General features: G+C 60.6%; 19 protein-coding genes and 3 pseudogenes. 7 read left to right on the top strand and 15 right to left on the bottom strand.

What is annotated here, in order from left to right; genetic code table 11:
* Positions 1-50: 50 nt before the first annotated feature.
* The 4 genes from OMP40_RS03705 to OMP40_RS03690 form a co-directional block, all read right to left on the bottom strand.
* Positions 51-3512, bottom strand: a complete 3462-nt coding sequence (locus OMP40_RS03705) for a discoidin domain-containing protein (RefSeq protein ID WP_277529276.1) — start codon at positions 3510-3512, stop codon at positions 51-53.
* Positions 3513-3586: 74 nt separating this feature from the next.
* Positions 3587-4990 (bottom strand): type 1 glutamine amidotransferase family protein, encoded by a 1404-nt coding sequence (locus OMP40_RS03700; protein WP_277529275.1) that lies wholly within the window; start codon positions 4988-4990, stop codon positions 3587-3589.
* The gene (locus OMP40_RS03695) at positions 4911-5699 is read right to left on the bottom strand and encodes a hypothetical protein (protein WP_277529274.1); all 789 of its coding nucleotides are present in this window, start codon (positions 5697-5699) and stop codon (positions 4911-4913) included. Before OMP40_RS03695 ends, OMP40_RS03700 begins: the two co-directional genes overlap by 80 nt.
* A 53-nt stretch (positions 5700-5752) precedes the next feature.
* On the bottom strand, positions 5753-6154 hold the full coding sequence (locus OMP40_RS03690; protein WP_277529273.1) for an ABC transporter permease subunit: 402 nt from the start codon (positions 6152-6154) through the stop codon (positions 5753-5755).
* On the opposite strand from OMP40_RS03690, the gene OMP40_RS03685 reads away from it, so the two are divergent.
* Positions 6138-6680, top strand: coding sequence for a hypothetical protein (locus OMP40_RS03685; RefSeq protein WP_277529272.1), 543 nt, complete (start codon positions 6138-6140; stop codon positions 6678-6680). The genes OMP40_RS03690 and OMP40_RS03685 overlap by 17 nt on opposite strands.
* Here the strand turns inward: OMP40_RS03685 and OMP40_RS03680 are convergent.
* Positions 6646-7524: a carbohydrate ABC transporter permease gene (locus tag OMP40_RS03680; protein ID WP_277529271.1), complete on the bottom strand. Its 879-nt coding sequence runs from the start codon at positions 7522-7524 to the stop codon at positions 6646-6648. The genes OMP40_RS03685 and OMP40_RS03680 overlap by 35 nt on opposite strands.
* Positions 7525-7634: 110 nt before the next feature.
* Positions 7635-9053, bottom strand: a complete 1419-nt coding sequence (locus OMP40_RS03675; protein WP_277529270.1) for an ABC transporter substrate-binding protein — start codon at positions 9051-9053, stop codon at positions 7635-7637.
* 195 nt (positions 9054-9248) lie between these two features.
* On the opposite strand from OMP40_RS03675, the gene OMP40_RS03670 reads away from it, so the two are divergent.
* The 3 genes and pseudogenes from OMP40_RS03670 (at position 9249) to OMP40_RS41150 (ending at position 12748) form a co-directional block, all read left to right on the top strand.
* Positions 9249-11108, top strand: coding sequence for a cache domain-containing sensor histidine kinase (locus OMP40_RS03670; RefSeq protein ID WP_277529269.1), 1860 nt, complete (start codon positions 9249-9251; stop codon positions 11106-11108).
* A gap of 1 nt (position 11109) precedes the next feature.
* Positions 11110-11436, top strand: a pseudogene (locus OMP40_RS41155) (response regulator); the annotation flags it as partial.
* Between the two features lie 1174 nt (positions 11437-12610).
* Positions 12611-12748, top strand: coding sequence for a helix-turn-helix transcriptional regulator (locus OMP40_RS41150; RefSeq protein ID WP_420871893.1), 138 nt, complete (start codon positions 12611-12613; stop codon positions 12746-12748).
* 150 nt (positions 12749-12898) lie between these two features.
* Here the strand turns inward: OMP40_RS41150 and OMP40_RS03660 are convergent.
* Positions 12899-13540, bottom strand: a pseudogene (locus OMP40_RS03660) (discoidin domain-containing protein); the annotation flags it as partial.
* A gap of 397 nt (positions 13541-13937) precedes the next feature.
* Positions 13938-15035: a hypothetical protein gene (locus tag OMP40_RS03655; RefSeq protein ID WP_277529267.1), complete on the bottom strand. Its 1098-nt coding sequence runs from the start codon at positions 15033-15035 to the stop codon at positions 13938-13940.
* 213 nt (positions 15036-15248) lie between these two features.
* Here OMP40_RS03655 and OMP40_RS03650 point away from each other — a divergent pair, with 213 nt between their 5' ends.
* The 3 genes from OMP40_RS03650 (at position 15249) to OMP40_RS03640 (ending at position 17437) form a co-directional block, all read left to right on the top strand.
* On the top strand, positions 15249-15695 hold the full coding sequence (locus tag OMP40_RS03650; protein WP_277529265.1) for an AraC family ligand binding domain-containing protein: 447 nt from the start codon (positions 15249-15251) through the stop codon (positions 15693-15695).
* The gene (locus OMP40_RS03645; protein ID WP_277529263.1) at positions 15655-16185 is read left to right on the top strand and encodes a helix-turn-helix domain-containing protein; all 531 of its coding nucleotides are present in this window, start codon (positions 15655-15657) and stop codon (positions 16183-16185) included. The genes OMP40_RS03650 and OMP40_RS03645 overlap by 41 nt, the downstream gene beginning before the upstream one ends.
* Positions 16186-16285: 100 nt before the next feature.
* The gene (locus OMP40_RS03640; RefSeq protein ID WP_277529262.1) at positions 16286-17437 is read left to right on the top strand and encodes a glycosyltransferase WbsX family protein; all 1152 of its coding nucleotides are present in this window, start codon (positions 16286-16288) and stop codon (positions 17435-17437) included.
* A gap of 94 nt (positions 17438-17531) precedes the next feature.
* Here the strand turns inward: OMP40_RS03640 and OMP40_RS03635 are convergent, their stop codons facing one another.
* The 7 genes and pseudogenes from OMP40_RS03635 to OMP40_RS03605 form a co-directional block, all read right to left on the bottom strand.
* Positions 17532-17873, bottom strand: coding sequence for a discoidin domain-containing protein (locus OMP40_RS03635; RefSeq protein ID WP_277529257.1), 342 nt, complete (start codon positions 17871-17873; stop codon positions 17532-17534).
* A 268-nt stretch (positions 17874-18141) separates the two neighbouring features.
* A pseudogene (locus tag OMP40_RS03630) lies at positions 18142-19347 on the bottom strand (discoidin domain-containing protein); the annotation flags it as partial.
* 25 nt (positions 19348-19372) lie between these two features.
* Positions 19373-20983, bottom strand: a complete 1611-nt coding sequence (locus tag OMP40_RS03625) for a glycosyl hydrolase family 28-related protein (protein WP_277529255.1) — start codon at positions 20981-20983, stop codon at positions 19373-19375.
* A gap of 29 nt (positions 20984-21012) precedes the next feature.
* Positions 21013-22218, bottom strand: coding sequence for a DUF6259 domain-containing protein (locus OMP40_RS03620; RefSeq protein WP_277529772.1), 1206 nt, complete (start codon positions 22216-22218; stop codon positions 21013-21015).
* Positions 22122-22757: a DUF6259 domain-containing protein gene (locus OMP40_RS03615; protein ID WP_277529253.1), complete on the bottom strand. Its 636-nt coding sequence runs from the start codon at positions 22755-22757 to the stop codon at positions 22122-22124. Before OMP40_RS03615 ends, OMP40_RS03620 begins: the two co-directional genes overlap by 97 nt.
* Before the next feature lie 25 nt (positions 22758-22782).
* Entirely contained in the window at positions 22783-23232 is a 450-nt protein-coding gene (locus tag OMP40_RS03610; RefSeq protein WP_277529251.1) for a hypothetical protein, read from the bottom strand.
* A 249-nt stretch (positions 23233-23481) separates the two neighbouring features.
* A partial coding sequence (locus OMP40_RS03605; protein WP_277529249.1) for a hypothetical protein occupies positions 23482-23680 on the bottom strand: 199 nt, incomplete at its 5' end.

The following is a 23680-nucleotide window of genomic DNA, read 5'->3' as shown; positions in this document are numbered from 1 at the left end:
CCTCCGCGCCGGACGCAGCCGATGCCGCCCGGCGTCTCTGATCGTATCGCTCACTCGCCCGCCAGCACGGCCGGCTCGCTTAAAATGCCTGTCGGGGCCAGAAAATCGCTGCCGCTCACGACGAACAGCTTCGCTTTAAATCCGGCTACCGCGCTCGGCAGTTTGAAGCCCGCCGTCAGCGTAGACGTCTCGCCGGCCGCGAGCGTCTGCGTCCGGTACGAGAAGTTGACCAGCGCCCCGTCCTCGCCCGAGTCGTCGTACAACGCCGTCACGAGCGTGACCGTCTGCGCCGCCGCGCCGTTGTTCGTCGCTTGAAGCATACCCGTGAGCAGCTCGCCTGGCGCAAGTCCCGCAGGATGCCCGTTATTGCCGACCTTGAAGGACGTCGATATCGTAAAGGGCGACTCGACGTTCACCGTGTAGACGACAGGCTCCTGTCCCTTGGTCGATTGCAAAATCACCTTCATGCCGTCCTCGACCGTGCCTCCGGCGACAGGCGTCGTCCCGTCCGCGCGGAACAGACCGATCTCGGCGTTAACGGAGGCAAGCCGGCTCAGGAACGTATCGACCGCTTCTCCATGCCGCACGCCGGCAATCGTACGGGCCGATTCAACGATCGCATAGGCGGCGGAGATGAGAAGGGATTCGTCCGTCAGCACTTTGAACTCCTTCATCGTCGCCCAGTTGCCCCAGCCCGCGATCATGTTGACGCGCACGTACCGATAGCTGCCCGCGACGTCGTCCGCAAAAGAAGGACCCTGCACCGCATTGTCCGACCGATCGGCGAGCATCGTCCAGTCCGTCCCGTCGTTCGAGCCCTCGAGCGTGTACTTCCAAGGGTCGTTCGTGAGATACAGTTGCTCGATTCTGCTCAAGTGATAAGACCTGCCAAGGTCCACTCGGAGAAATTGCGGCAGATCGCCGTTCGCCGCTACCCAGGCCGTCGCTTCGTCGCCGTCTGCCGCCATCGCCGGATCGGAGCTGGGCGCGTTGTTGCTGGAAGCGATGACCGGCTTGCCTTGCGACACGTTCGCGCTGGCCGTTGCGCGTTCGGTCAGCAGCGCCGTCCGGTACGAGGAGGCGTCGCCGATCGTATTTTCGCCTTGGCCGAAGTTCGTCAAGATCCCCTTCAGCTGGCCGTTCGCGCGGAAATCGCCGATCATTACGCCCAGGCCGAGCTTCATATTCGGACCCGGCGTAAAGGACTCCCCGTTTTTGCGGAGCGCGCTCCATGGCAGGAACGCTTCGAGCGCGTAGCCGTCCGCCGTCTTTTTGCCCGCAACCTTCACGCCGGCCCGGTAATCGGCGCTGCCCCATTTCCAATGCTCGTACCACGCGGCCGGTCCGCTCTGATCGCTGCCCGACGTCGGCACGAAGTCGAAAATGTAAGCGTCGCTTGTACCGGACGTTTTGCGGTTCATCGGGTCGACCGTCAGTTGGATGACATCGTTGTTGTTCAGCGGGTCTCCCTGGCCGTAAGGATTAAAATACTCGTTATCCCGAACCGTTCCCGCCAAATAAAGCCCGAAGGAATCCCACATCAATCGGACGGTTCCGGTCAGGTCCGTTTCGGTCGCGCCGATCAGCGCGCCGTCCCCCTGCGCGACCTGCGTTTCGTCGCTCATGTCGATCGGTTCGGCCCCCGTCCATTCAGCGGCGCCGATCTCTCCGTCGATGTCGGGCTTCGCCGCCGCCTTGCCGACCGTCATGATCGGCGTTGCCTTCGCGCCGCCGAAAAACAGCCCGCTCACGGTCGCCTTGCTGTCCGCGGCACCGGTCACCTTGACGACGACATGGCCCGCCGCATCGAATACGTAATAAACGCCGTCGCCGAAATTTTCGATCGTACGCGGTTCGATGAGCGCATGTCCCGCTTCATCCTCGACCGTCACCGACTGCTTCATGCCTTCGCGATTCCAGTCCGCCATGTAGAAGGCGATCCGGTGCGTCAAGCCGTCTTTCAGATCGAGATCGTAGGCGAGCGTGCCTCCCTTATCCTGCGAGACGAGGGCGGCTGCCGATCTTGCCGTGCCCTGCGCATTCGTGAGCGCTCTGCGATCGGAGGTCGCCTCCTGCAGGACGACGGGGCTTGCGCCGCTCGTCTCGCTCAGCACGGCATAGGCGGGGAGCTTCGCTTCCAGCTTTTCGAGCTTGTAGCCTTCCCGTCCGAACCGGCTGCGCCAATCGCCCGAGGTCGCCTTGTCGAGCTCGACGAACTCTGCTTTGAGCGCTTCCGGCAGGTAGGTCATGTTCGTCAGCGTGAACCCGTCGGCGCTTCCTTCGAGGAAGGGAACCTGCGCGTCGCCGCGATCGACGGTCACGTTTTGAATCGTGCCCGTCGAGCGGGTGTTCGGAAAAAACTTGATGCCGCCGCTGGAGTTCCCGGGGCTCCTGCCGAAGTTGCGAATCGTCGCGCCGTCCACATGGGCGCCGTCGGTGCCGCCTACCCCGCCGTTGTCGAAGATCATGATGCCGGCGCCGTCGATGCCGTCTATGACCGCATTGCGCAGCGTGACATTTGAAGCGTCGGTACCGCCTTCAAAATCGAAGCCGACGCCGTCGTAGCCCTGCGAGCCTTTGCCGATGTTGCGAAGCTCGACCCCGTCAAAAACGACGTTTTTGGAATTGGCGACGACGATGCCGCCGATGCCGTAGGGATTGACGCCATCGTGCGTGCCGCCCAGCATACCCACGTTTTCCGCGCTGATATTCGTGATGGTCGCATCCACCATGAACAGGAAGTTGAAGCCCCACTGCTTGGCGTTCGTCGCGGTCAGACCGTCGATCGTCACGTCCTTGAACCTGGCGTTCGTGCCGAACCCCGCCGTGTTCGTATATTGGGAGATCGCCCCCTGGAAGAGCGGCGTATTCACGTTGTCGAAGACGATCGACTTCATCGTAAGTCCGCGCAGATGGTACGTCGATGCATTGCCGTTCCCCTTCAGGGCGATCCCCGTCGAAAAGTGGTTATACAGATTCGGCTTGCTGTTGAACGTATCGTCCATGTCGCGGATGTCGAGGTTTTCGAAAGCGAGCGACCGCTTGTCGTAGACGCCGTCGAATTCCGCGTTGATGCCCATCATCGCCTTCTCCATCGCGATGCCGTCGATGCGCCAGCCTTCCTCGTTATGGAGCGTGATCGCCGACGCGTCGGTCATTTGGGGGGAAATAAGCGGCTTGTCCCCCGTCCCGTAGGACGACAGCTCGATGGGCAGTTCCGGGGTACCGCTGCCGCGCAAGGTCAGCGTCTCTCCCGTCCAACGGTCGCCCGACTTGAGCAAAATGCGGTCGCCGGGCTGAAACGTCTGCGCCGACACGTGCGTCAACGTCTTCCAGGCGGTCGTCTCCGACAATCCGTCCGCGGCGTCGTCTCCCTCCGACTGGCTGACGTAGTATACGGCCGCATCTGCCGCATGTACGACCGCCGGCGAGAATACGAAGCCGACCAACTGCAGGATAAGCAGGAGGGAAAAAGCCGTCATCAGAGCCGGCTTCAAACGTTTATCATTCATGGATCATCGTCTCCTTCATGGCATGTATTCGCTTTCATTTTGCGGTTGAAGCGCAAACTCGGTTATCGGCCGTCCTATTTTTCTGATTCTGCGCTCATCGTCCGCAAAAACAGACAGCCGTACGGCCGCAGCCGCACCCGGAACGGCAGCGCCACCCGCGCCTGGTTCCCCGTCTCCGGATCGCAAGCCACGGCGGCCGTCGCGCCTGCCCTTCCTTCCAGTACCGCTTCCGCCGTGCCGTCGCCGGCATGGAGCAGCATGAGCAGCTCCTCGCCGTCCTTGTCGTAGCGGCTCATGAACAGCCGTTCGCCGCCGACGACGCCCGCGACCCGAAGCGCAGGCCGTTCCGCCGCTTCGTCCCGGACGCGACGAATGCGGTTCGCCGCCTCGCTCGCGGAGATAAGCGCGCAAGCGCGCATCCGCCGCACGACTTCGGCATGCTCGTCGGCGCGAATGCCGCTTGCGGGCAGCGTGCCGGACCAGACGACCCGTCCGCCTGCTGACTCGAAGCGCTCCAGCTTCTCCAGCACGGCGAGCGGGACGACCTCCGCGCCATGCATCAGCACCGCGCGATAGGGGATGCCGCCGACGGCAAGCGCGCCATCCTCGAGCCCGGCATCCAAGATCGCCTCATCGTCGAGAAAGTTAAAATCCAGTCCCGCCGACAAGAGTCCGCGCGCCGTCGCCAGCAGCGATTCGTGACGGCGCCACATCGCTTCGGGCTGGCGGCGCGCCGCTTGACGAATCGGCCTGTAGTCGGCCTGATACGTCCCGATGGCGTAGTAGACGCCGACGTCGGGTCTGTGCGCCGCGCCTTCCAGCATGACGCCGAGCCTGCCGACATGCGCGCAGTAGCGCCGATATTTCGACGCCTCCATATCCAAGGCATTGTAATAGGAATTGATGTGCGTCACCCCGCCCATATAGAGCAGGTTGGCGGTCCCCGTCATGTCGTCGATCGTCGCTTCGCCGTCGTATGCATACGCGCCGGACGGATCGAAATGAACCGGGCAAATCTCGGCCATCACGTCCCGGCGACCGGCGGCCCGCGCCGCGGAGCCGGCGAACTTCGGGGCAAGCAGATAGCCGAACGGATCGTCGACGTAGCGCCGGGGCCTGGTCGTCAGCATATCGACGCCGGGAAACGGCATCTCCCGCAGCGCGCGCATGAGGCTTCCATAGTAAGCGACGTGATACACCATACTCTCTTCCAGCAATGCGTGACCGGAAAAGCGGATGCCCCGCGCCTCGCACCAGTCCGCAAGCTGACGGAAATAGCTCTCGGACAGCAGATCGGCGACGGTCCGGTAAAACTGCACGCGCACGGTCCGCTCCGCTTCTCCGTCGCCATCGAACAGCGCGTGAAGCTTCGGCGCGAGCGCTTCTCCATGTTCCCGTTCAAACCGGCCGGGCAGCGCCTCCGTCCACGGCACGACGGCGCGCGCGTACGTTTCTTCCGTATTCTGATACGCCGCCATCAGGCTCGGCTCGTCGGTAAAAAAAAGCGGACGCCGCTTCGCCGATGCGTCCCTGGCCGATATGGGCTGCATACGGCTCGTACGTCGTCTCGATAAATCTCCGCACCGCCCGGCTGTCCAGCAGATTGGGGTAGCGCCGCGGCGACCAGCCGTTCCGCTCCGCGTGAGTGCCTTCGTACAGGTATTTCTCCACGTAAGCGTGCAGCACCCAATCGCCGTCCATCCCGTTCGTCCGTATACGCGATCCGTCCTCGGCTACGTCCACCCGGGGCGCCGCCATGCCAGTCGCAGCCTCTCCAAGCGCATGCAGCGAAGCGGAATAGAAGCGAACGCCGTCTTCCGGCAGCTGCACGACCGCCGGCGCAGCGCCGCTTCCCCGTACGGAAAGCAGGTACAGTCCTCGCGCCTGGAGCTCCGGATGGCCCGACAGCGTGAGTCCGTCCGCCGAGCCGCTGGGATAGCCCTTTTCGTCGTACAGCCAGATGCCGAGTCCTCTGTCTCTTGCCGCCTCCAGATGCGCATCGAGCTCGCGGAAAACACGCTCGTCCTGCAAATAGCGATCGTCCCAGGGCACGTTCGTCACGATGCCGCCGATTCCGAGCGAAGCCAGGCGATCCAGCTTCTCTCGCGGATCGGGCCCCCCAATCGTGCACGATCTGATAGGGGCGGTATCGCAGCGGCGGCGCTTCGAACGCGCTTGTGCCGCCATCGTTCGCTTCGTTCATCGTTCCCTCTGCCTCCTCGCTTTGCCGAACGCGCCGACTAGCCTTTTACCGACCCCACGACAAGTCCCTTGAGCAGATACTTCTGCGTGAGCAGGAAAAACAAAATCATCGGGATGGCGGACAGAAAGCAGAGCGCGTACACCGGTCCCCAATCCACGGTCGCGTTGGCGCCCATGAACTTGTAGACGGACATCATGAGCGGCGCTACCTTGCCGGCATTCAAATAAATGAGCGGTCCCTGAAAATCGTTCCAGTACCAGTACACCGTCGTCGTGACGATCGTCGCGGTCGCCGGCCTGAGCAGCGGCAGGATGATGCGGAAAAACGTCTGGTACCGCCCGCAGCCGTCGATGAAGGCCGATTCCTCCAGCGCTTGCGGGATCGTTCTCGTGAACGCCGCGAAGAAGAGCGAAGCGAAGGCCGTGCCCCCCGGCCACATAGATGATGATCAGAAAGACGGGCGTATTGATCAGATGCGTCGCCACCCCGAGCTTGTAGAGCGGCAGCATGCTCGACTGGGCCGGAATGATCTGGCCTGCCGCGAACAGCGCGTACATCCACTTGATCCACCGTCGCTCGGAGCGACTGATGATGTAGCCGGCCATGGAAGAGAACAAAACGATAAAAAACAGTGTCACGGCGCAAATGACGACCGTAAGCGACAGAGAGGCGAAGAAATCGGTATTGCGCAGCATCGTTCTGTAATTGCTCAGGTCGGTGAGATCCGGCATGTAAAAGGCGTCGAAAATATGCGATTTGTCCTTGAACGTATTCAGGAAGAACAGCAGAAACGGCGCGAGGAAGATCGCGCCCGCAAGCCAGGTGGCGGCTTGCGACGCGACGCGAAGCGTCGGCAGCGAGGCGGTTCGACCGGCGCTTATGCGATCGGCCTGGCGTTCGGCGCGGGCCGAAGTGTGAAGCGCAGGCATCTCAGATCTGCACCTCCTTGCTTCGCGTCAGCCTGAGCTGAAGCATCGATACGACGCAGACGAACAGAAAGAGAATGATGCCTCCGGCCGTTGCGTAGCCGTAATTGCTGTAGCTGAACGCATGCTTGTAAATAATCAGGGAGATTGTGTTCGAGGCATCCCCAGGTCCGCCGTTCGTCATGATGAAAGGCAGGTCGAACATGCGAAGCGTCGTGGTCAGCCCGAGGAAGGTCACGACCGTGATCGACGGCATGAGCAGCGGGAACGTGATGCGGCGAAAAACGGACCAAGGCCCTGCGCCGTCCAAATTCGCCGCTTCGTACAGCTCGGACGGGATCGAGCCGAGACCGGCCAGAAAGACGATGACGCCGAAACCGACGCCGCCCCACACCATGATGACGATCAGGGCCGGCATGACCGAATCGTACGTGCCGAGCCATTCCCGCCCCGCCGAACCGAGTCCGATCGATCTCAGCAGCTGGTTCAGCGCGCCGTCGTTGTGATAGATCATCGTCCAGACGATCGACATCGTGACGAAGCTGACGACGCCCGGCAGGTAGAAGATCGTGCGCAGCACCGTCTGCGCGCGTCCCGCTTTATTGAGCGCCAGCGCGAGCGCAAGACTCAGCGTGTTGCTTAAGAGAAGACCGGCCAGCGCAAATAGCAGCGTATTGCGAAGCGCGATCAGAAAGCCGGGCTCCTTGAACAGGTTGACGAAGTTGTCGAAGCCGATAAAGAGCGGCTTGGAAAATCCGTCCCACTGCGTTAAGGAATAATAGAACGAACTGACGAACGGCCATACGACGATGATAAGGAACAAAATCAATGCGGGCGCCGCAAAGGAAAGTTCGACCCATGCATGTCTGAAACCCGATTTCATACGCTTCCCTGCTTTCGGTTGTTCGTTGGAAAGAAGAAGGGATACGGCGGCGAAGCTTGATCCGCGGCATCCCTCTTGTCGGCCAGCGAGTCGCTGCCGTTGTTATGCGCTTACTGCTCCGGAGGCGCCACGAGCCCCTTGTCGCGCGTGAAGGCGCTGTCGGCTTCGTCCAGCCAGGACGGGCTGAACGCCTTGCCGGCCAGCATCTTGGTGAACATCTTGGCATAGACGTCGCCGACGGAAGCCGGCATGAACTGTCCCTGAATCATGCTCTTGGTGGAGCCGAGCACGCTCAGGAAATCCTTGTTGCCGATCTCCTTGTAATCGATCTCGATGCCTTTGATGGCCGGGAACACGCCCGCATCCTTGTCGCGGATGATGATCGCGTCGGTGTCGTGCATGGCCGTTACCAGGTCTTTGGCCCGCTTCAGGTTTTTCGTGTGGGCGTTGACGCCGGTCAATACGCCGACCGATACGCTGAGCGTCGGGTCGCCCTTGTCGCTCGGCAGGGCGAAAAAGCCGGTTTCCATGCCGCCCTGGTCCTTCATCTCGCTGTTCACGAGACCGCCGATGTAAGGGCCGTGAATGATCATGGCCGCTTTGCCGTCTTCAAAATCTTTGCGCTGCAGATCCCAGCCGTTGCTGAGCGCGTTGCTGCCGAAATAGCCTTTGTCGACCAGCGTCTGAAGCTTGTTGAACGCGGCCTGTATTTCCGGACCGTTCAGCTTCTTGGCGCCGTTGTAGACGTCCTTCTCGAACGTATCGCTGCCGTATTCGTTGGGCAGGAAGACGCTGACGGTCATGCTCGCCACCCAGGCGTCCTTGAAGCCGCCGGCAAACGGCGCGATGCCCTTGGCTTTTAGCGTCTCCGCCGTCTGCATCAGCTCGTCCCACGTCTTCGGCACCTGGATGCCGTTGTCCTCGAACAGCTTGCGGTTGTACCAGACGCCGTTGCTGTTCAGGTCGAACGGCGCGGCGTATACTTTGCCGCCGTAGGAGCTTTGCGTCTTTGGCGCGCCGTCGATGTTCGCGACGAACGGCATGTCCGACAGGTCGGCGATATAGCCCGCCTTCGCGAACAACGGGAGCTGCGCGCTCTGGAACTGAACGACGTCGGCGGCGGACGCCGAGGCCATTTGCGCTTTGAGGAGATCGAAGTAAGCCTCGCCCGGCGTATTTTTGTATTCGATCGTGGCGTTCGGATATTTGACCTTGTAGGCCTTCTCGAACGCTTCGCGATAAGCCTTCACGATGCCGAGCGGCTCGTCGCCGAGGTTCCAGCTCGCCACGCTGATCGAGAACGCTTCCGTATCCTGCGTCGGCGCGCCGCTTGCCGTCGCCGTGCCGCTTGCCGTACCGCTAGCCGCGCTCGCCGTTTCCGTATTTTCCGCGCTGCCCCCATTCGAGCCGCCGGAGGCTCCGCTGCCGCCCGCATCCGAATTCGAGCCGCATGCCGCGAGCAAGCCGAGCGCCAGAATGCTCGCCGGAATCAATGCCTGTACGCTTTTACGTGTCCGTGCGTTTTTCATTGAGAACCCCTCCTATGATGAACAGACCCTGCGGCGCTGTCCCGCATGCCCATTGTAAGCCGGACGCCGCGGCGCCGAATAGAATCAACATCTTGACATCGGGTGCAATTTCTTGATCATCCCATAGAACGCTTTCAAGCGCCATGCTATGATAGGAACAACTTAAGGCCCAATCACAACATGGAGTGGAATTCGATGCGTAAATGGCGCTTTTCGGCAAACAACTCGATCGCGTATCGGCTGTTCGTCATCTACCTGGTTGCGATTTCGATTCCCGTGTACCTTTACGGCGCCGTCTCCTACAGCCTGTCCGCGCGCAACGTGGAGAACAATTATATCCGGAACAAAGCGGCCGTATCCGACCAGGTCATGCGCAATATCGACGAGAACGTGCTGATCTTGCAGAAGCAGTCGGCCTCCCTCTTTCTGATCAGCAAAGAGATCACCTATATCCTCGGCTCCGGGCCCGGCGACACGAGCGACGCTTACTTCGATTACAAAGAACGTCTCGACCGTTATTTTCTCGCCCTCATTCAAATGAACGACAAGCTGAACGGCATTACGCTGATCAACACGAACGGCGAGGTTAAATATGCCATCAACGTGCAAGGCCGCAACTCGGTCGCAGGCTCCGTGCGAGACGAGCCCTGGTTCAGAGAGACGCTGGCCCTGAACGGCGCGCCTCATTTTCTGGACCCGCATACGAACGACTTCCTCTTCAACCCCGTCAGCGCCGCGAAGCCTATCGTCATTTCCGTCGCCCAGTCGATTACCGATTACAATGCCGACGGACCGGCCGGCGTATTGCTCGTCGATCAGAACACGCAGCAGTTTTTCGGCGACATCGCCAATATCAACCTGCAGGAGGGCGAGCAGACCGCCATCGTCAGCCGGACGGGGAAGCTCATCTACAGCAATGTCGAACTGGGCGAGCAGGAGCGCGCCAAGCTGCTGTCCGTCGCCAAAGGGCTCGGCCGCGGACAGACCAAGACCGACGTCGGCGGGCGGAGCATGCTCGTGATCGCAAGCGCGCCGTCGCAGTACGGCTTTCAGGTCGTGTCCCTGCTCCCGACGTCCGAGCTGCAGAAAAAAAGCGGATTTCTGCGAAGCATTACGGCTGCCATGCTGCTGGTCGTCTCCGCGATCGTTCTTCTCATCTCCATCGTCGTCTCGTTCTTGATCGTCAAGCCGCTGCGCCGGCTGATGCCTTCGTTCAAGCAGCTGGAGCTGGGCAACTTCTCCACGCGGGTACCCGTGAAGGGCAACGACGAGCTGGCCCGCATCAGTCAGGCGTTCAACAGCATGGTCGGCAATATCGAGTCGCTGATCGTGCAGAAGTACGAAGCGAACCTGCTGCGCAACCAGGCCGAGCTCAACGCGCTTCAGTCGCAGATCAATCCCCACTTTTTGTACAATACGCTGTACGCGACCAAATCGGTCATCGACCGCCACGATTACGGGCGCGCCTCGGCCATGGTGCAGAGCCTGTCGGAAATTTTCCGCTACAGCCTGCAGCAGGGGAGCAGCGTCGTTACGCTGCGCGAAGAGATCGATCATATCCGGAAGTATATATACGTTCACGACATTCGCTTTGCCGGACGGTTCTCGACCGTGTTGGAGATCGACGACTCGCTGTGGGACAATCCCATTTTGCGATTGACGCTTCAGCCGCTGGTCGAGAACGCGATTCAGCACGGCCTGGCGAACAAGGCCGTCGGCGGCGAGCTGCGCATCACGGCCAAGCCGGCGGGCGATCATTGTCTCATTTATATTTACGACAACGGCGCGGGGATGTCCGAAGCGGAAATCTCGCGTTTGAACGGCTGGTTCGCCTCGTCGTCATCCATGCCGGCAGAGCGGCCCGAAGCCGCAGCGAACGAACCGCCGGCCGCCGGCAGCGCGGGAACCGGACTTGGCGTCCGCAACGTGCATGCGCGCATCAAGCTGCAGTTCGGACCGGAATTCGGCATTAAAATCAGCGGCAAGGCGGGCGCCTTCACGACGGTGAAAATCACGCTGCCGCTGCACGACAGTTTGCGAAAGGAGGCGGGTTGAGATGAACGTTCTGATCGTCGAAGACGAAACGCAAATCCGCAGCTCGCTCGAGGATGCCCTCCGCCGGTTCGGCATCGACGATATCCGGATCGCCGGCCACGGCCTGGAAGCGCTGGCGCTGCTGGAGGAGCGGCGGGCCGATCTGATCCTGTCCGATATTCGCATGCCCGAAATGGACGGCATCGCCCTGCTGGAGCGCGTGCGCGAGCGCCATGGCGACGTGCTGTTCATCGTGCTGAGCGGCTACGATCTGTTCGAATACGCGCAGAAAGCGTTAAAATGGGGTGCCTACGCCTATCTGCTGAAGCCCGTCGCCGAAGCCGAGCTGGAGGACGTCCTCCGCCGCGCTTTCCGGGAATTGACGCAAAAGCGGGACTTGCGCGAAGACGAGCTGCGGCTCCAGATCAAGCTGAACGCGGGCACCTCGGAGCTGCGCCGCCGCTTCCTGACCGAGGTCGTCGAAGGCAAGGAAGCGTCCGGCAGGACGGCGCGCAAGTGCGAAGAGTACGGCATCCGGTTCCCTTACTCTTTCCATTACGCTTGGATCGCCGGCATGGACGAGGCGGTTCGCATCGCGCAATCGATGCCGCGTTCCGATGTGGAGCTGCTGAAGTACGGGCTTGAAAATCTTTGTCTCGAGGTCTTTCGGGAGGCCGGGCTTGTCGCGGAGCCGTTCCGGTGGGATGACGGGATCGGCCTGCTGTTGAACGGGGACGGCGAGGATGGGCAGAGCGTGGACGGGCAGAACGCGGATGGGCAGAACGCAGATGGGCAGAGCGAGCTCGGGAAAATCAAGGCGCTGTCGGAGCGGGCATCCGGACTCGCGCTCGAAGTATTGAAGCTGTCTATTACGGTGGGCGTCGGACACGCGGCCGACCGGCTGGACGGGACGCCGGCTTCCTTCGCCGCCGCGCGTCGCGCCTATGCGCAGAAGCTGATCCGCGGCGGAGGCCGCGTCTATGCGTGCGGAGCGGAGCGGGAACCGGCTCCCGAGAGCGGATCGCTCGATCTTGCGGCGGAACGGGAGCTGCTGGCCCTGTTCGAAGCGCACCGGCAGGACGAGGCGTCGGCGTTCCTTGCGGAGCGCTTCGCGCCTTTCCGCGTTCCCTGCTCGTTCGAGATCGCCGACGTAGCCAAGCTGAATTATCGGCTGATCGTGCTGCTCGGCACCATATTGAGGCAGCTTGGCTTCGACGCCGACGAAGCGCTAGGCGACGAGTACCATCTGTATACGCAGGTCAACGCGCTGCAAAGCGTGGATGAAATGGTCGCCTGGTTCAGGCAGCTTTGCATGGACGCGTTCGCGCATATCCAGGAAAAATCGACCCGATCGACCAAGAAGCTGATGGGGAAGGCGCGCGATTTTATTGCCGAGCACTTCCACGAGGCGATCAGCCTGGAGCTGGTGGCGGACCATCTGCAGATCAGCCCGGAATACCTCAGCCGGGAGTTCAAAAAAGGAGCTCGGCGAAAATTTTACCGACTTCCTGCTGAGGCTGCGCATGGAGAAGGCCAAGTTTTACATTCGGGAGGGTCGGTACCGTACCTACGAAATCGCGAATCTCGTCGGCTTTCAAAATGAAAAATACTTCTCCAAGGTGTTCAAAAAAAGCGACCGGCTTCACGCCAAGCGAGTTTAAATTCCGCACGCTGTGACTACCGCCTCGCCGGGACGGACGAAAAAGCGGGATCGGCTCCATTTGGAGTCGAATCCCGCTTTTTCGTCGATCCGGACAGCATGTCGGCGTCAGCTTGCCGAATACCTGGATCTCGTTGACGCGCGCGTAGCTGCTTGCGGCATCGCCGAGCGTCGCGTACACCCGGATCTTGGAGCCGGTGACGGGCGTAAATGCATGCGTGCGATGCGCCTGCGTATTGCCCGTCACGGCCGGGACGCAATCGACCCAGGACGTGCCGTTCCATGCCTGAAGCTGGTAGTTCCGCAGCTCGTACCCGCTCGTCGTGAACAGCTCCACCCGGCCGAAGGTCCGGTTCGCGCCGAAGTCGATTTGCACCCACTGTGGCATAACCGGCGAAGCGCTGGCCCAGCCGTTAAAGTCGGTGGAGGCCGTCCCGTCGTTTACCTTGGCCGCCGAATAGCCGTTGGCGGTATCCGTCGACGACGCGGAAGCGGTGCCGCCGTAGGCCAGGTTCACTTGGTACAGCAGCGTCACGGGACCGTAGGCGCGGTTGCCCGAAATCCCGGTATTCCAGCCCGATCCGTTGTTGTAGACCGAAGCATTGACCGTCCCGAAGCCAAGCGTGATCGTCGTATCGTCGCTGTACCACTGATCGCCGCCGTTGTCCTCGGTCGTCACGAGCAGGTAGGCGGTGCCCGGCAGAAGCGAGACGCTCTCCGCCAGCTTGCAATATTGATAACCGAGCGCATCCGGCGTCCCCGCGGACGTCCGGACGCTGCAGGCGCCGAGCATCGCCTTGTCGCTGTCGCGATACAGCTTGAGCGTATGCGACTTATCATTGCCAGCAGTGAATCGCCGTCCCAACCCGTTCACGCTGACAACGCCGGCGCCGGTCGTGAACTTAAAGCCGACTTCGCCGCTCGAATCGTTGCGCAGCGTGCCCGGCGTCTGCGACGCGACAAGGCCGGTCCCGGCCGGGGAAGGCAAGGCGGAAGGCGCCGTCGGCACATAGGTCGTCGGCACGGTATTCACCGTATTCGCCGCGAAGTAAAATCCGCCGTAAGTTCCGCCGTACGTGCTGCGGCCGCGGCTGTTGTTGAAGACGTTGTTCGTTACGAGCCCGGTGCCGCCCGCAAAGTGGATCCCTTCGCTGCTGTTGCCCGGATTCGTGCCGTAATGGCTGACGACGTTATTCTCGATGACCGAGTCGATGTCCGGCAGACTCGAATTGTTGAAGTGGAAAATGCCCGCGCCGGCCGTATCGTGAATGTTCATGCCGCGCAGCGAAATGTTCTTGCCGACGCCTTCGAAGTCGAAGCCGACGCCGTCGTAATTTTGATCGGGGTGTCTGGCCACGTTCGCGATCTCGCCGCCGATCACCTCCACGTTTTTGGAATAAGCGACCACCATGCCGGCCGAGCCGAACGGATTGGAGACGGCGCCGATGTTTTTGGCCGTCAGGTTGGTGAGCGTCCCCCCCATCCACGAAGAGAACGTTGAAGCCCCACATGCCGCCTCCGTCGATCGTCAGATTGTCCATGACGACGCGCTTCGTCCATAGATGCTCGTTCGGATTAAAGCCGGAGACAGGCGCCCCGAACCAGGTGGCGGCGTCGCAATTGTAGAACGCCACGTTTTTGATCGTTAAGTTCGTAAGCGCCGTCAGTCTGCCCGGCGCGTTCACCTTGTCGGTATACGCGGGCGACACGGCGTCGGCCATCGTCTTGACGCTGATGCCGGCGGACGTATGGTTGTAAGTCGACGGCGCGCTATTGTATGCGGCCGTCATATCGCGGATCGTCATATTTTCGATCCAGATATAGTCCCGGTTGTACGCATGATCGTACTGGAGCCTGATGCCCTCCCAGGCGTTCTTCAGCTCCAGGCCCGCGATCTTCCATCCCGCATAACCGTCGATCAGCACGGCGATGGCGTCGGTCGTGCCGGGCGCAATGACAGGCTTCGCGCCCGTGCCGTAAGCGGACAACACGATGGGATTGGCGGCCGTTCCGCTGCCCTTGAGCGTCAGCGTCTGTCCGGTCCAGGTCGCGCCGCTCCTCAGCAGCACCTGATCTCCCGCCGCGAACGTCCGGGCGTTGACCGGGGTAAAGTCGCACCAGGGCGCCGCCGTCGACGTGCCTGCCGACGCGTTGCTGCAGCCGGCGCCGCTCTGGTTGTTCACGTAGTAGACCGCGGCATCCGCCTGTTCCGCATGGGCTGCAAGCCCGAGCGTTATGCCGCCGACCACCGCGATCATCCATGCCGCCAACCGAAGTATTCTTTTCATTTCCCTTCCTCCTGCCTTTAATTGGATGCGCTTACAATTCGCCGTGCGACGGAAGCGATGAAAATGAAACCGATTGCATATTCAGTATCGGTCACCCTTGCAAAGCCGTATAGCGTCAAAATTTTGATATTGGCGCTATTTTTTGTTGTCCGTATTCGGTCTTCGCCCGGGACGATGTAAAATGGATGCAAAGGCCATCGAGGAGACGATTCCATGGAACAGAAGAAAGAGGCGCGGCAAGGCATCGGGTTCCGGGAGTTGGCGCCTTATGTGCGTCTCGTTCAACATATCAACGGCGACGATCGCTACCGGCTGCCTCCTCGCATCATCTACGATTACGAGTTCAAATTCGTGCTCGAAGGCCGCTGCGATTATGTGATCGAAGGCGTCCATTACGCCATCGGTCCGGGCGATATGGTCATTCTGCAGCCGATGGTGCGGCATTCCTGCGCGGTCCCGCCGAACGGGACCTTCCGCTATTTCGCCGCGCATTTCGACTTGATCTACATGGGGGACGCCTACAATTTTTCCGTCGACGACGTCTATTTGAGCCAGGATTACCAGCACTCGCCGTTCATACCGGACGACCCCGAACTGACGGAGCGGCCCGTCGTCTTTTTTGTCCGATATCGCCTTTCCCTGCGTCGTCCAGACATCTAACCCGGGCGCCTACGAAGCGCTGCTTCGTTCCATGCATGCGACGTTCGAGGGCGGCGAATACGGCAAGGAGCTGCGCCTGCGCGGCGACCTGCTTCATATCCTCGCCCTGCTCGTCCGGGAGCTATCGACGCCCGCGGGGATCAGCATTCGCCATCCGCAGGGCGAACGGATCGGACAAGCCGTGCAATGGATGCGCGAGCATTATCGTTCCCAGCTGCAGCTGGGCGACATCGCGGCATCCGTGCATCTGTCGCCGAGCCGGTTCCGCGCCTTGTTCAAGGAAGCGACAGGCCAATCCCCGATGGAGATGCTCGTCTCGCTGCGCATGGACAAGGCCAAGGAGCTGCTGCTTCATTCCTCCCTGACGGTCGGCCAGATCGCCGATGCAGTCGGTTATCCGGACCTCCATTATTTCAGCCGGCTGTTCAAGCGCTGCGAAGGCTTGTCCCCGATGCAATACGCGCAGTCGCTGCGCTCCAGGTTCAGTTGAATCGTCCAACAACCCCGTCGTTTTATCCAAATACGCGCGCCCTCCGCTTTTCGTAAACTGGAGTCGGCAACATCACATTTCGAGGAACGAAGGTGCGTATATGACTGGCAAGCGCAAACCGGAAGTCGCCGTCTATTATTTTCCGAACTATCATGTCGATCCCCGCAACGAAGCGACGCATGGCGCGGGCTGGAACGAATGGGAGCTCGTTCGCCGCGCGACGCCGCGCTTCCCCGGACACGAGCAGCCCAAGGTGCCGCTGTGGGGCTATCTGGACGAATCCAAGCCCGAGACCGCGGAAAAGCAGATCGCCGCGGCGGCCGACCACGGCATCGACGCCTTCATCTACGACTGGTATTGGTACGAAGACGGGGCATTTTTGAACGGCGCGCTCGAGAACGGCTTCCTGCAGGCGTCCAACAACGACCGGCTTAAATTTTCCTTGATGTGGGCCAACCACGACTGGATCAACATTTTCCCTTACAAGCGCGGCATGGACCATACGCTGCTTCACAGCGGGCAAGTGTCGCTGCAAGCGTTCGAAGCGGCCTGCGATTATATGATCGAAAAGTACTTCGGCCACCCGTCGTATTGGCGCGTGGAAGGCGGTCTGTACTTCTCCGTCTATGAATTGATGAGCCTGATTCAAAGCTTGGGAGGCATCGAACGGACGAAAGCGGCGCTCGAGGGATTCCGGGCGAAGGTGCGGAACGCGGGACTCGGCGAGCTGCATCTGAACGCCGTCGTCTGGGGCATTCAGAATCTGCCGGGAGAGCGTACGCTCGAGAATCCGGGCGAACGCGTGCAGGAGCTCGGTTTCGACAGCGTCACTTCGTACGTCTGGATTCACCATATCGCGCTGGATGCGTACCCGACCGTCGAATATCCCGCATACGCCAAGAAGTCGGAAGCCGATTGGAGCAAGTTCCGCAAGCAGTTCGGCGATTACGGCATCCCCTACTACCCCAACGTGTCCATGGGCTGGGACTCGAGTCCGCGTACGGTACAATCCGACGTGCATGCCAATATCGGTTATCCGTTCACGCCGATTCTTGTCGGCAATACGCCCGAAGCGTTCCGCCAGTCGCTCGCGGCCGCGAAGGCATTCATGGAAGCGTCAAGCGATACGGTCCCGCCCATCCTGACCATCAACTCCTGGAACGAATGGACGGAAGGCAGCTATATCGAGCCGGACACCGTGAACGGCATGGGTTATCTGGAAGCGATTCAATCGGTATTCGGCAAAAAATAAGGCGATCGGAAGACAAAAGAAGACCGGCAAGCGCAGCGTTCGATTCCTGCGCTTCCGGTCTTCTTTTTGCGTCCGTGCAGCTCTATTCTTTCAGTCAATTGTACAGCCGGAACTCCTGAATGCGGGCATAGCCGTCGTATCCGCTTTGGGTGCCTTCGGTAATTACGAGCCTGAAATATCTGGCCGTCACGGCCGGGATCGTACGGTCGGTCATGGCGCTCGCATTGCCGGCGACGCTGTCGATGTCGGTCCAGATCGTCCCGTCCGCGCTCGCCTGAAGCTTGTATGCCCGCGCATTGTAAATGTCATAGCTCGACGAGACGGCGCCCGGATGAATGACGACCCAACGCTTGACGGTAACCGGCGCGAACAGATCCGCCTGCAGCCAATAATCGTTGTTCGGCGTCTTCGCGATCGCGACCCATTTCGAATTCACGTCTCCGTCCAGGGCCTTCTGCGGCGTCTCGCTCGCCAGGTTGTAGGCATTGGCGGAAGCCCACCGATTGAGGCTGATGTTCGTGCTGCCGTAAACTTCGAAATCGTAGATGCGCGCATACCCGTCCGAGCCCATCTGCGTGCCCTGGGTAATATACAGACGCACGTACCGGGCGTCCGCAGAGATCGAGCGGTCGGTCAAGCCGGCCGTATTTCCGGTTATGCTCTCCAGATCCGTCCAGGTCACGCCGTCCACGCTCTTCTGCAGCTTGAAGTCGCGCGTGTTGAATGCAGGACTCTCCCCCATTGTAAGACGCATGCTTCACCACCCAGCGGGTGAGGCTCTGCACCGAGCCGAGATCGACGGCCAGCCAATGGGTCGTTCCTGTCGTGGACGCCCACTTGGACGTACGCATGCCGTCGACCGCGCGTTCGGGTCCGTTGCTTCCCGCGGAAGCGCTGGCCGTAGCCGGTCTCCCCTGCGTGATCGGAACGGCAGCATACACGCCCTCGTCCTTGTCATAGACGTTAACGGTTCCGCCAAGCTGCTGGACGGTCGTCGTCGTATCTCCCCAGAGCAGCGAATCGTATATGTTCATCGTTCCCGTAAAGCCCGCGCCCGTCTTTGTGTAAGGCTGTCCCGGCATCACCCCCGCCTGAAGGCCGACCATGTGGATGCTGCCGCCCTTTTCGATCAATACGTTGGGACCGGACGACGTATCGACGGAAGGCAGGAACAGCGTCAGATTCTGAGGACCAGTCCCGCCCGATTGCGCTATGGTATGGAGACCCGTTTTCACGGCAAACGAATCTGCGGCAAACGAAGCGACATTCGTACTGTTGCCGAAGACGAAAGCGTCCGTATGTGCGAGCGTGTAATTTTTCGCCGCGTCGAAGCCGTAGGTATGCGGACTGTTGGCATGCTTCGACTGAAAGAAGGTCCCGTAGGTGACGACGACTTGTTCGACCCAGCCTCCGTTCGTATTCGCGCCCACGTTGACCGCCACGTTGGCGGCATTGATCCACGTTCCGGACACGACGAACCGGTCCGCCGCCGTCGTCCCGTAATCGATGCCGTTGTAGCCGTTCTCGATCTCTACGTATTTGACCCAGGTATCCGTTCCGGCGGCGCGTACGGTATACGGATACTTCTTGACCGGATAGCGCGAGCGGATGTCGGCCGGGACGCCCGGATCGGCGCCGTCGGCGAAGCCTTGCTCCGGATAATACACGCTGAAGCCCTTGATTCCGGCGCCCTGGCTGAGCGTCAGGAAGGCCGTCGCGGAATCCGGCGCCGTCGTATCATTGCCGCTGTAGGCGAGCAGCACGGTCGTATCCAAATTGTTGTGGGCGTGAACGTAACCGTGGCTGCCCGTCAGCTCCACGCCCGTCGGCACCTGGAGCGATCCGGATACTTTATACGAGCCTGGCGGCAGGAACACCGTACCGCCTCCCGCAATTCCCGCTGCCGTCAAGGCGCTCTGGATCGCCGGACCGTCGTCAGCGACGCCATTCCCCCTTGGCGTTGTAAGGCGCGTCTTTCACATTGATCAGATTGCTTTCATTCGCCGGTTTGCGCACGGGCGCAAAGGCATAGAACAACGGACGCGCCTGCCATACTTTGTCCGTGTTGATGAACTCGCCGACCTCCGCCCGCACGAAATCCGTCCGGACATTCGCGTTGATCTTGGCCATCGCGCCGTAGGAGCCGTTGGAGGAAGGCGGTCCCTGCTCGATCAGGATGCCGTTATTGGCCTCGTTGATGCTGATGCCGTACATCGTCAAGCCGTCGTTTTTCCACAGCTTGATGCCGAAGAGGTAGCTGTTCGTGTAGCCGGCGATCTGTTCGCGCTGGGCGGCGCTTGGTTTATTGATAACCGCGGAAGGAGCATTCGCCCAGATCTCGCTGTCCATGAACAGATTGGTGAGGTAGGAGTACTCATAATTGCCGTCCAGCGTAATCCCCTGGAACAGGAAGGTTCCGTAGATGTCCTGAATGTTCACCGCGCTGCCCTTGTCGAAGTAAATGCCTTGGAACGAATTGTAGAACGTAAGCCTGTAGGCATTGACCGAGGAGGCCTCGGAATAGACGGTGTACGGATAGCTCGTCGGCGCGAAGCCGCCTGCCGAATAAGCGCCCTGGTTCGGATACCAGAAGCTCAGGTCGCGTACGGTCGCGTTCGCGCCGGACAACGTTACGGCGCTTTCCGTTGTAGAATATACAGCAAGAATCGTGCCGTTTTGCGGCGTTTCCTGCAGCGGATTGCCCCAATTGCCTCGAAGAACGACGTTGGCCGGGATGTTAAGGCCCGAATCCAGGCGATACGTTCCGCTTGGCAAATACACGACGCCTCCGCCCATTTGACGCGCCAGATTCAAGGCGGACTGTATGGCGCCAGCCGCATCCGATACGCCCGTCGTATCCGCCGTCACGACGACATTCGCAATGACCGTCTCGCTATTGTCGATCAGGTCCGCGATTCGCTGGGGAGCCGGAAAACTCGGAGCGGATGCGCGCTTGTCGAAGCGGATCCAGTCTACGTACGTGCCCGGGTCCGGTCCGCTGTACTCCGTCGTCAGCACGTGGGTTCCGGCTTCCAGATAAACCGGCATGGGCAGCGAATACGTCTGGAGCGCGGTCGAATCGATCTTGTTCGTCGCGCCTTTTTGCACGTTGTCGATCAAGGTCGTTATGCTGCCTTTTTTCCCGGAGGTCCCGGACTTCGCGCTGTAAACGATGTCGTACCAGCCCGCGTCGGACGCGCCGACCGTGAACGTGTATTTCAAATACTCGCTAATATAGCCGGCAGTCGACGAACCTGCCGCCTGATCGTTCGAGCTCACGACATAACGATTCGTTCCATCGGAATACAGGTCGACGTTCGCGACGTCTCTGTAAGCGGTTTCGCGAATGACCTGAGAAGAAGCATGCGCGAAGTAAGCGTCGCGGATGCTGCCGGAATTAAAATCCTCCGCTTGGATGGTTCCCGGCACGGTATGCGTTCCATAGGGTACCCCGTCGGAAGCGGCGGCTTGCCGGCCCGGCGTTAACAGCATGACATACGCGATCATAAGCAAGAACAGGACTGCGCTGCGAACCATCCATTTCATGATCATTTCCCCTTGTTTAGGATTTTGGATTAAAGCGGTCTAAGGCAGGCGGGAGACGATTGACGCCTTCTCCCGCCGCATTTCCGATTGCTCACTCCGCCGCCTGCGTCGGCGGCGTCCAAGCCAGCATGATGCAGGATAACGGTTCGATCGTTCCCCCGGTGCATCCCTCTTTCTGTTTGCGAGGCGAGCTCGAGCCCCTCGCCATCCGGCTGCTTGTAAGCCAGCAAAGCGCCGATTGCCCCGCCATACGGCTGCTGCCAATCATACGCTTGCGGCTCCGTCGTGTAATTCACCAGGAACTGCGCGACCCGCCCCTCCGAAGATTGCCACTTCGTCGTAAGAATGGAAGGCTGCTTCAGCACGCTGCCGTCCCGCATGTGAATCGTTTGCGCGGACACGCCGGTCAGCCGCTCCGGCGCGAGCATCCTGCCCGTCGCGAGATACGGCTTGCCCGCGCCAATGCGCCAGGCGTTAAGATTGCGGATCAGGGTGCCGATCGCCTGTTGATCCGGCGCCGGGTAATCCCATTCCGTCCCCCAATCCCAGTTGATCGCCCCGCCGCGTCCGAGCACGACCGTGAGCATATCTCCCGCCACGAAGGAATAGGCGGTCCGCCAGAGCAGATTGTCCGGCGACTTGAGCAGGTCGATGCTCTGGCCGCTGGAGTTCTGGTTGCCCATGAAGTTGTTGATATATTCGTGGTATACATACTGATAGACAGGCACCGGCTCGCCGGTGAACAAGCCGATGTTGAAGCGCAGGTCGTTAAAAGGAAGCTCGCCCAGGAAGGGCTCTGCGGCTGCCGCTTCGCAGCCGAGCACGATGTCTTTGCCCATCGCCTTCCACTCCTGCCGAATCTTGCGGAACAACGTCTTCATCGCTTCCGTCTGCCAGCGCCCGGGCCCCGGCGGATGATCGTGCTCCTTGCTGTAGCACAGGTACGACAGTCCGCCCAGATTCTGGTCGAAATACTGCATGTAATCGCAGCCGCTGTTCGCGACGCCTCGGATCTCCTCGAGCACCGTCTCCGTCACAAATGGCTCTGACGGACACATGTCGTATCCCCAGCGCTGCACGCCGTTGCAGATCAAGGAGTACGGCAGCTCGCCCTCCGGCGACACGCACATGACCTTCTCTAGCTCCAGACGTTCGAAGTCCGCTTCCCGGTTGTAATCGGGGTCGAGCAGACTCCTCTGCGTCCAGGCGATGCCGCTCGCGTACAGACCGAGCAGATGGCCGCGCGCGTGCAGCTCGTCGGCGAACTGCCGCATGCCTTCTTCTCCCCGTAAGGGGGCCAGATGTAAGGCGGCGCCCAGGGGGCCGACCCTTCCCAGTGCATAAGCAGCGCCATCACCTTGCTATCGAAGCGCTCGGACAGCCGCTCCAGATGCGGAATCGCATTGACGTAAGGAAAATATTCGTTCGGGTCCATGCTGCCCGTATCCTTGACGCCGCGCACGGGATACGTCACGACGACGGGCGATTCCCGGTACCAGGCGGGGAGCTCCGGATTGTCCGCGATGCGCGGCGGCGTGCTTCCCTGTTCGAACCAACGTCGGTACAGCTCGGCAGCCTGATGCCAATCGCCGTGGAAGACGCCCAGCACCATATTAAAGTTCATTCGATAGGAACCTTGACCGGCCCCCTCGACGAAAATCCGATACTGGAGCCTCACGCCCCCGTCGAACGGAAGAAATTCGATCGATTTGACGTGGTGCCTCGCATCGTGCGCGCCTACGTAGAGGCCGCAGTCGTCATCGTAATAAGCCATGAACTGCGTCGGCGCGGGGCCGGGATCAGGTTCCGTCCCAGCCTTTGCTGGGATAGCCGGTTTCCTGGTATTTCAGCCAAGTGTTCTCTCGTCTGCCGATGTCCTCGATCAGCACGCCCTCATGGGCCGGCCACAGAATCCGGGCAGTCCCGCCCGCGGCGACGAGATCGTTCGGCACGACGACGTCCGGGAAGTCGACCCATTCCACGAGGTATGACGTCCGATTGTCGAAGGAAATGCGCCAGTCGGTCAAGTTGGAATCTTGCGGGAGGTCGACCTCGACGACGGCATCCAGATCCAGGTTATTCAGCTTCGTATATTTAAATCGGAGCTGCGTGCCGTCGTCCGCCGATATCGAGGCCTGCTCCAGCGTGACGGACGCCGCTTGCAGCGCCGTAACGTCCAGCGCCTGTCCGGCGTCGTCCCGCAGCCGGAGCGTAAAGATCGGCCTGGCCGCGCTCCCGCCGTGAATCATGTTTTTTCCCGGATCGCTTATCCGTAAATGCCAGCAAAGATCCGTTCGCCGAATCCAGTTCGATCGTATAGGCCGAGCGCTCGATGATCATCGTTTCATTTCTCCTTAGCTTGTCGTCAGCTTATCGTCTCTGTCCCAGCATGCCGTACACTTGTCTCAACCCTTGACCGCGCCGGCCGTCAGACCTTTGAGGAACTTATCCTGCACGAAGAAAAACAATAGGATCAGCGGAATGCGTCGCTATGACGCTCAAGGCGAAAATTTGGTCCCCAATCGGTCGTCCGCTCCTGCTTGAACCCATAAATGAGCGTCATCAGGTTTGTTTGCCGGGCTGTACAAAGTAAATGAGCGGTCCGAAAATCGTTCCAGGATCGTAAAGACGTCGTCACGATGAGTGCCGGTGGCAGGCGGCAGGACGGGGAGATGGTGGTAAAAAAGGTTCGCGTCT

It is taken from the genome of Cohnella rhizosphaerae (assembly GCF_029525575.1).
GTDB lineage: Bacteria > Bacillota > Bacilli > Paenibacillales > Paenibacillaceae > Cohnella > Cohnella rhizosphaerae.
The sequence above is the reverse complement of the archived record's forward strand: the minus strand, read 5'-3'. Positions and strand labels throughout refer to the sequence as shown.

Coding starts and splice junctions, on each gene's coding strand:
- OMP40_RS03705 (WP_277529276.1), bottom strand. CDS start 3,512: ATGAATGATAAACGTTTGAAGCCGGCTCTGATGACGGCTTTTTCCCTC.
- OMP40_RS03700 (WP_277529275.1), bottom strand. CDS start 4,990: ATGGCGGCGTATCAGAATACGGAAGAAACGTACGCGCGCGCCGTCGTG.
- OMP40_RS03695 (WP_277529274.1), bottom strand. CDS start 5,699: ATGGCGGCACAAGCGCGTTCGAAGCGCCGCCGCTGCGATACCGCCCCT.
- OMP40_RS03690 (WP_277529273.1), bottom strand. CDS start 6,154: ATGTGGCCGGGGGGCACGGCCTTCGCTTCGCTCTTCTTCGCGGCGTTC.
- OMP40_RS03680 (WP_277529271.1), bottom strand. CDS start 7,524: ATGAAATCGGGTTTCAGACATGCATGGGTCGAACTTTCCTTTGCGGCG.
- OMP40_RS03675 (WP_277529270.1), bottom strand. CDS start 9,053: ATGAAAAACGCACGGACACGTAAAAGCGTACAGGCATTGATTCCGGCG.
- OMP40_RS03670 (WP_277529269.1), top strand. CDS start 9,249: ATGCGTAAATGGCGCTTTTCGGCAAACAACTCGATCGCGTATCGGCTG.
- OMP40_RS41150 (WP_420871893.1), top strand. CDS start 12,611: ATGGAGAAGGCCAAGTTTTACATTCGGGAGGGTCGGTACCGTACCTAC.
- OMP40_RS03655 (WP_277529267.1), bottom strand. CDS start 15,035: ATGAAAAGAATACTTCGGTTGGCGGCATGGATGATCGCGGTGGTCGGC.
- OMP40_RS03650 (WP_277529265.1), top strand. CDS start 15,249: ATGGAACAGAAGAAAGAGGCGCGGCAAGGCATCGGGTTCCGGGAGTTG.
- OMP40_RS03640 (WP_277529262.1), top strand. CDS start 16,286: ATGACTGGCAAGCGCAAACCGGAAGTCGCCGTCTATTATTTTCCGAAC.
- OMP40_RS03625 (WP_277529255.1), bottom strand. CDS start 20,983: ATGAAATGGATGGTTCGCAGCGCAGTCCTGTTCTTGCTTATGATCGCG.
- OMP40_RS03615 (WP_277529253.1), bottom strand. CDS start 22,757: ATGGCTTATTACGATGACGACTGCGGCCTCTACGTAGGCGCGCACGAT.
- OMP40_RS03610 (WP_277529251.1), bottom strand. CDS start 23,232: ATGATTCACGGCGGGAGCGCGGCCAGGCCGATCTTTACGCTCCGGCTG.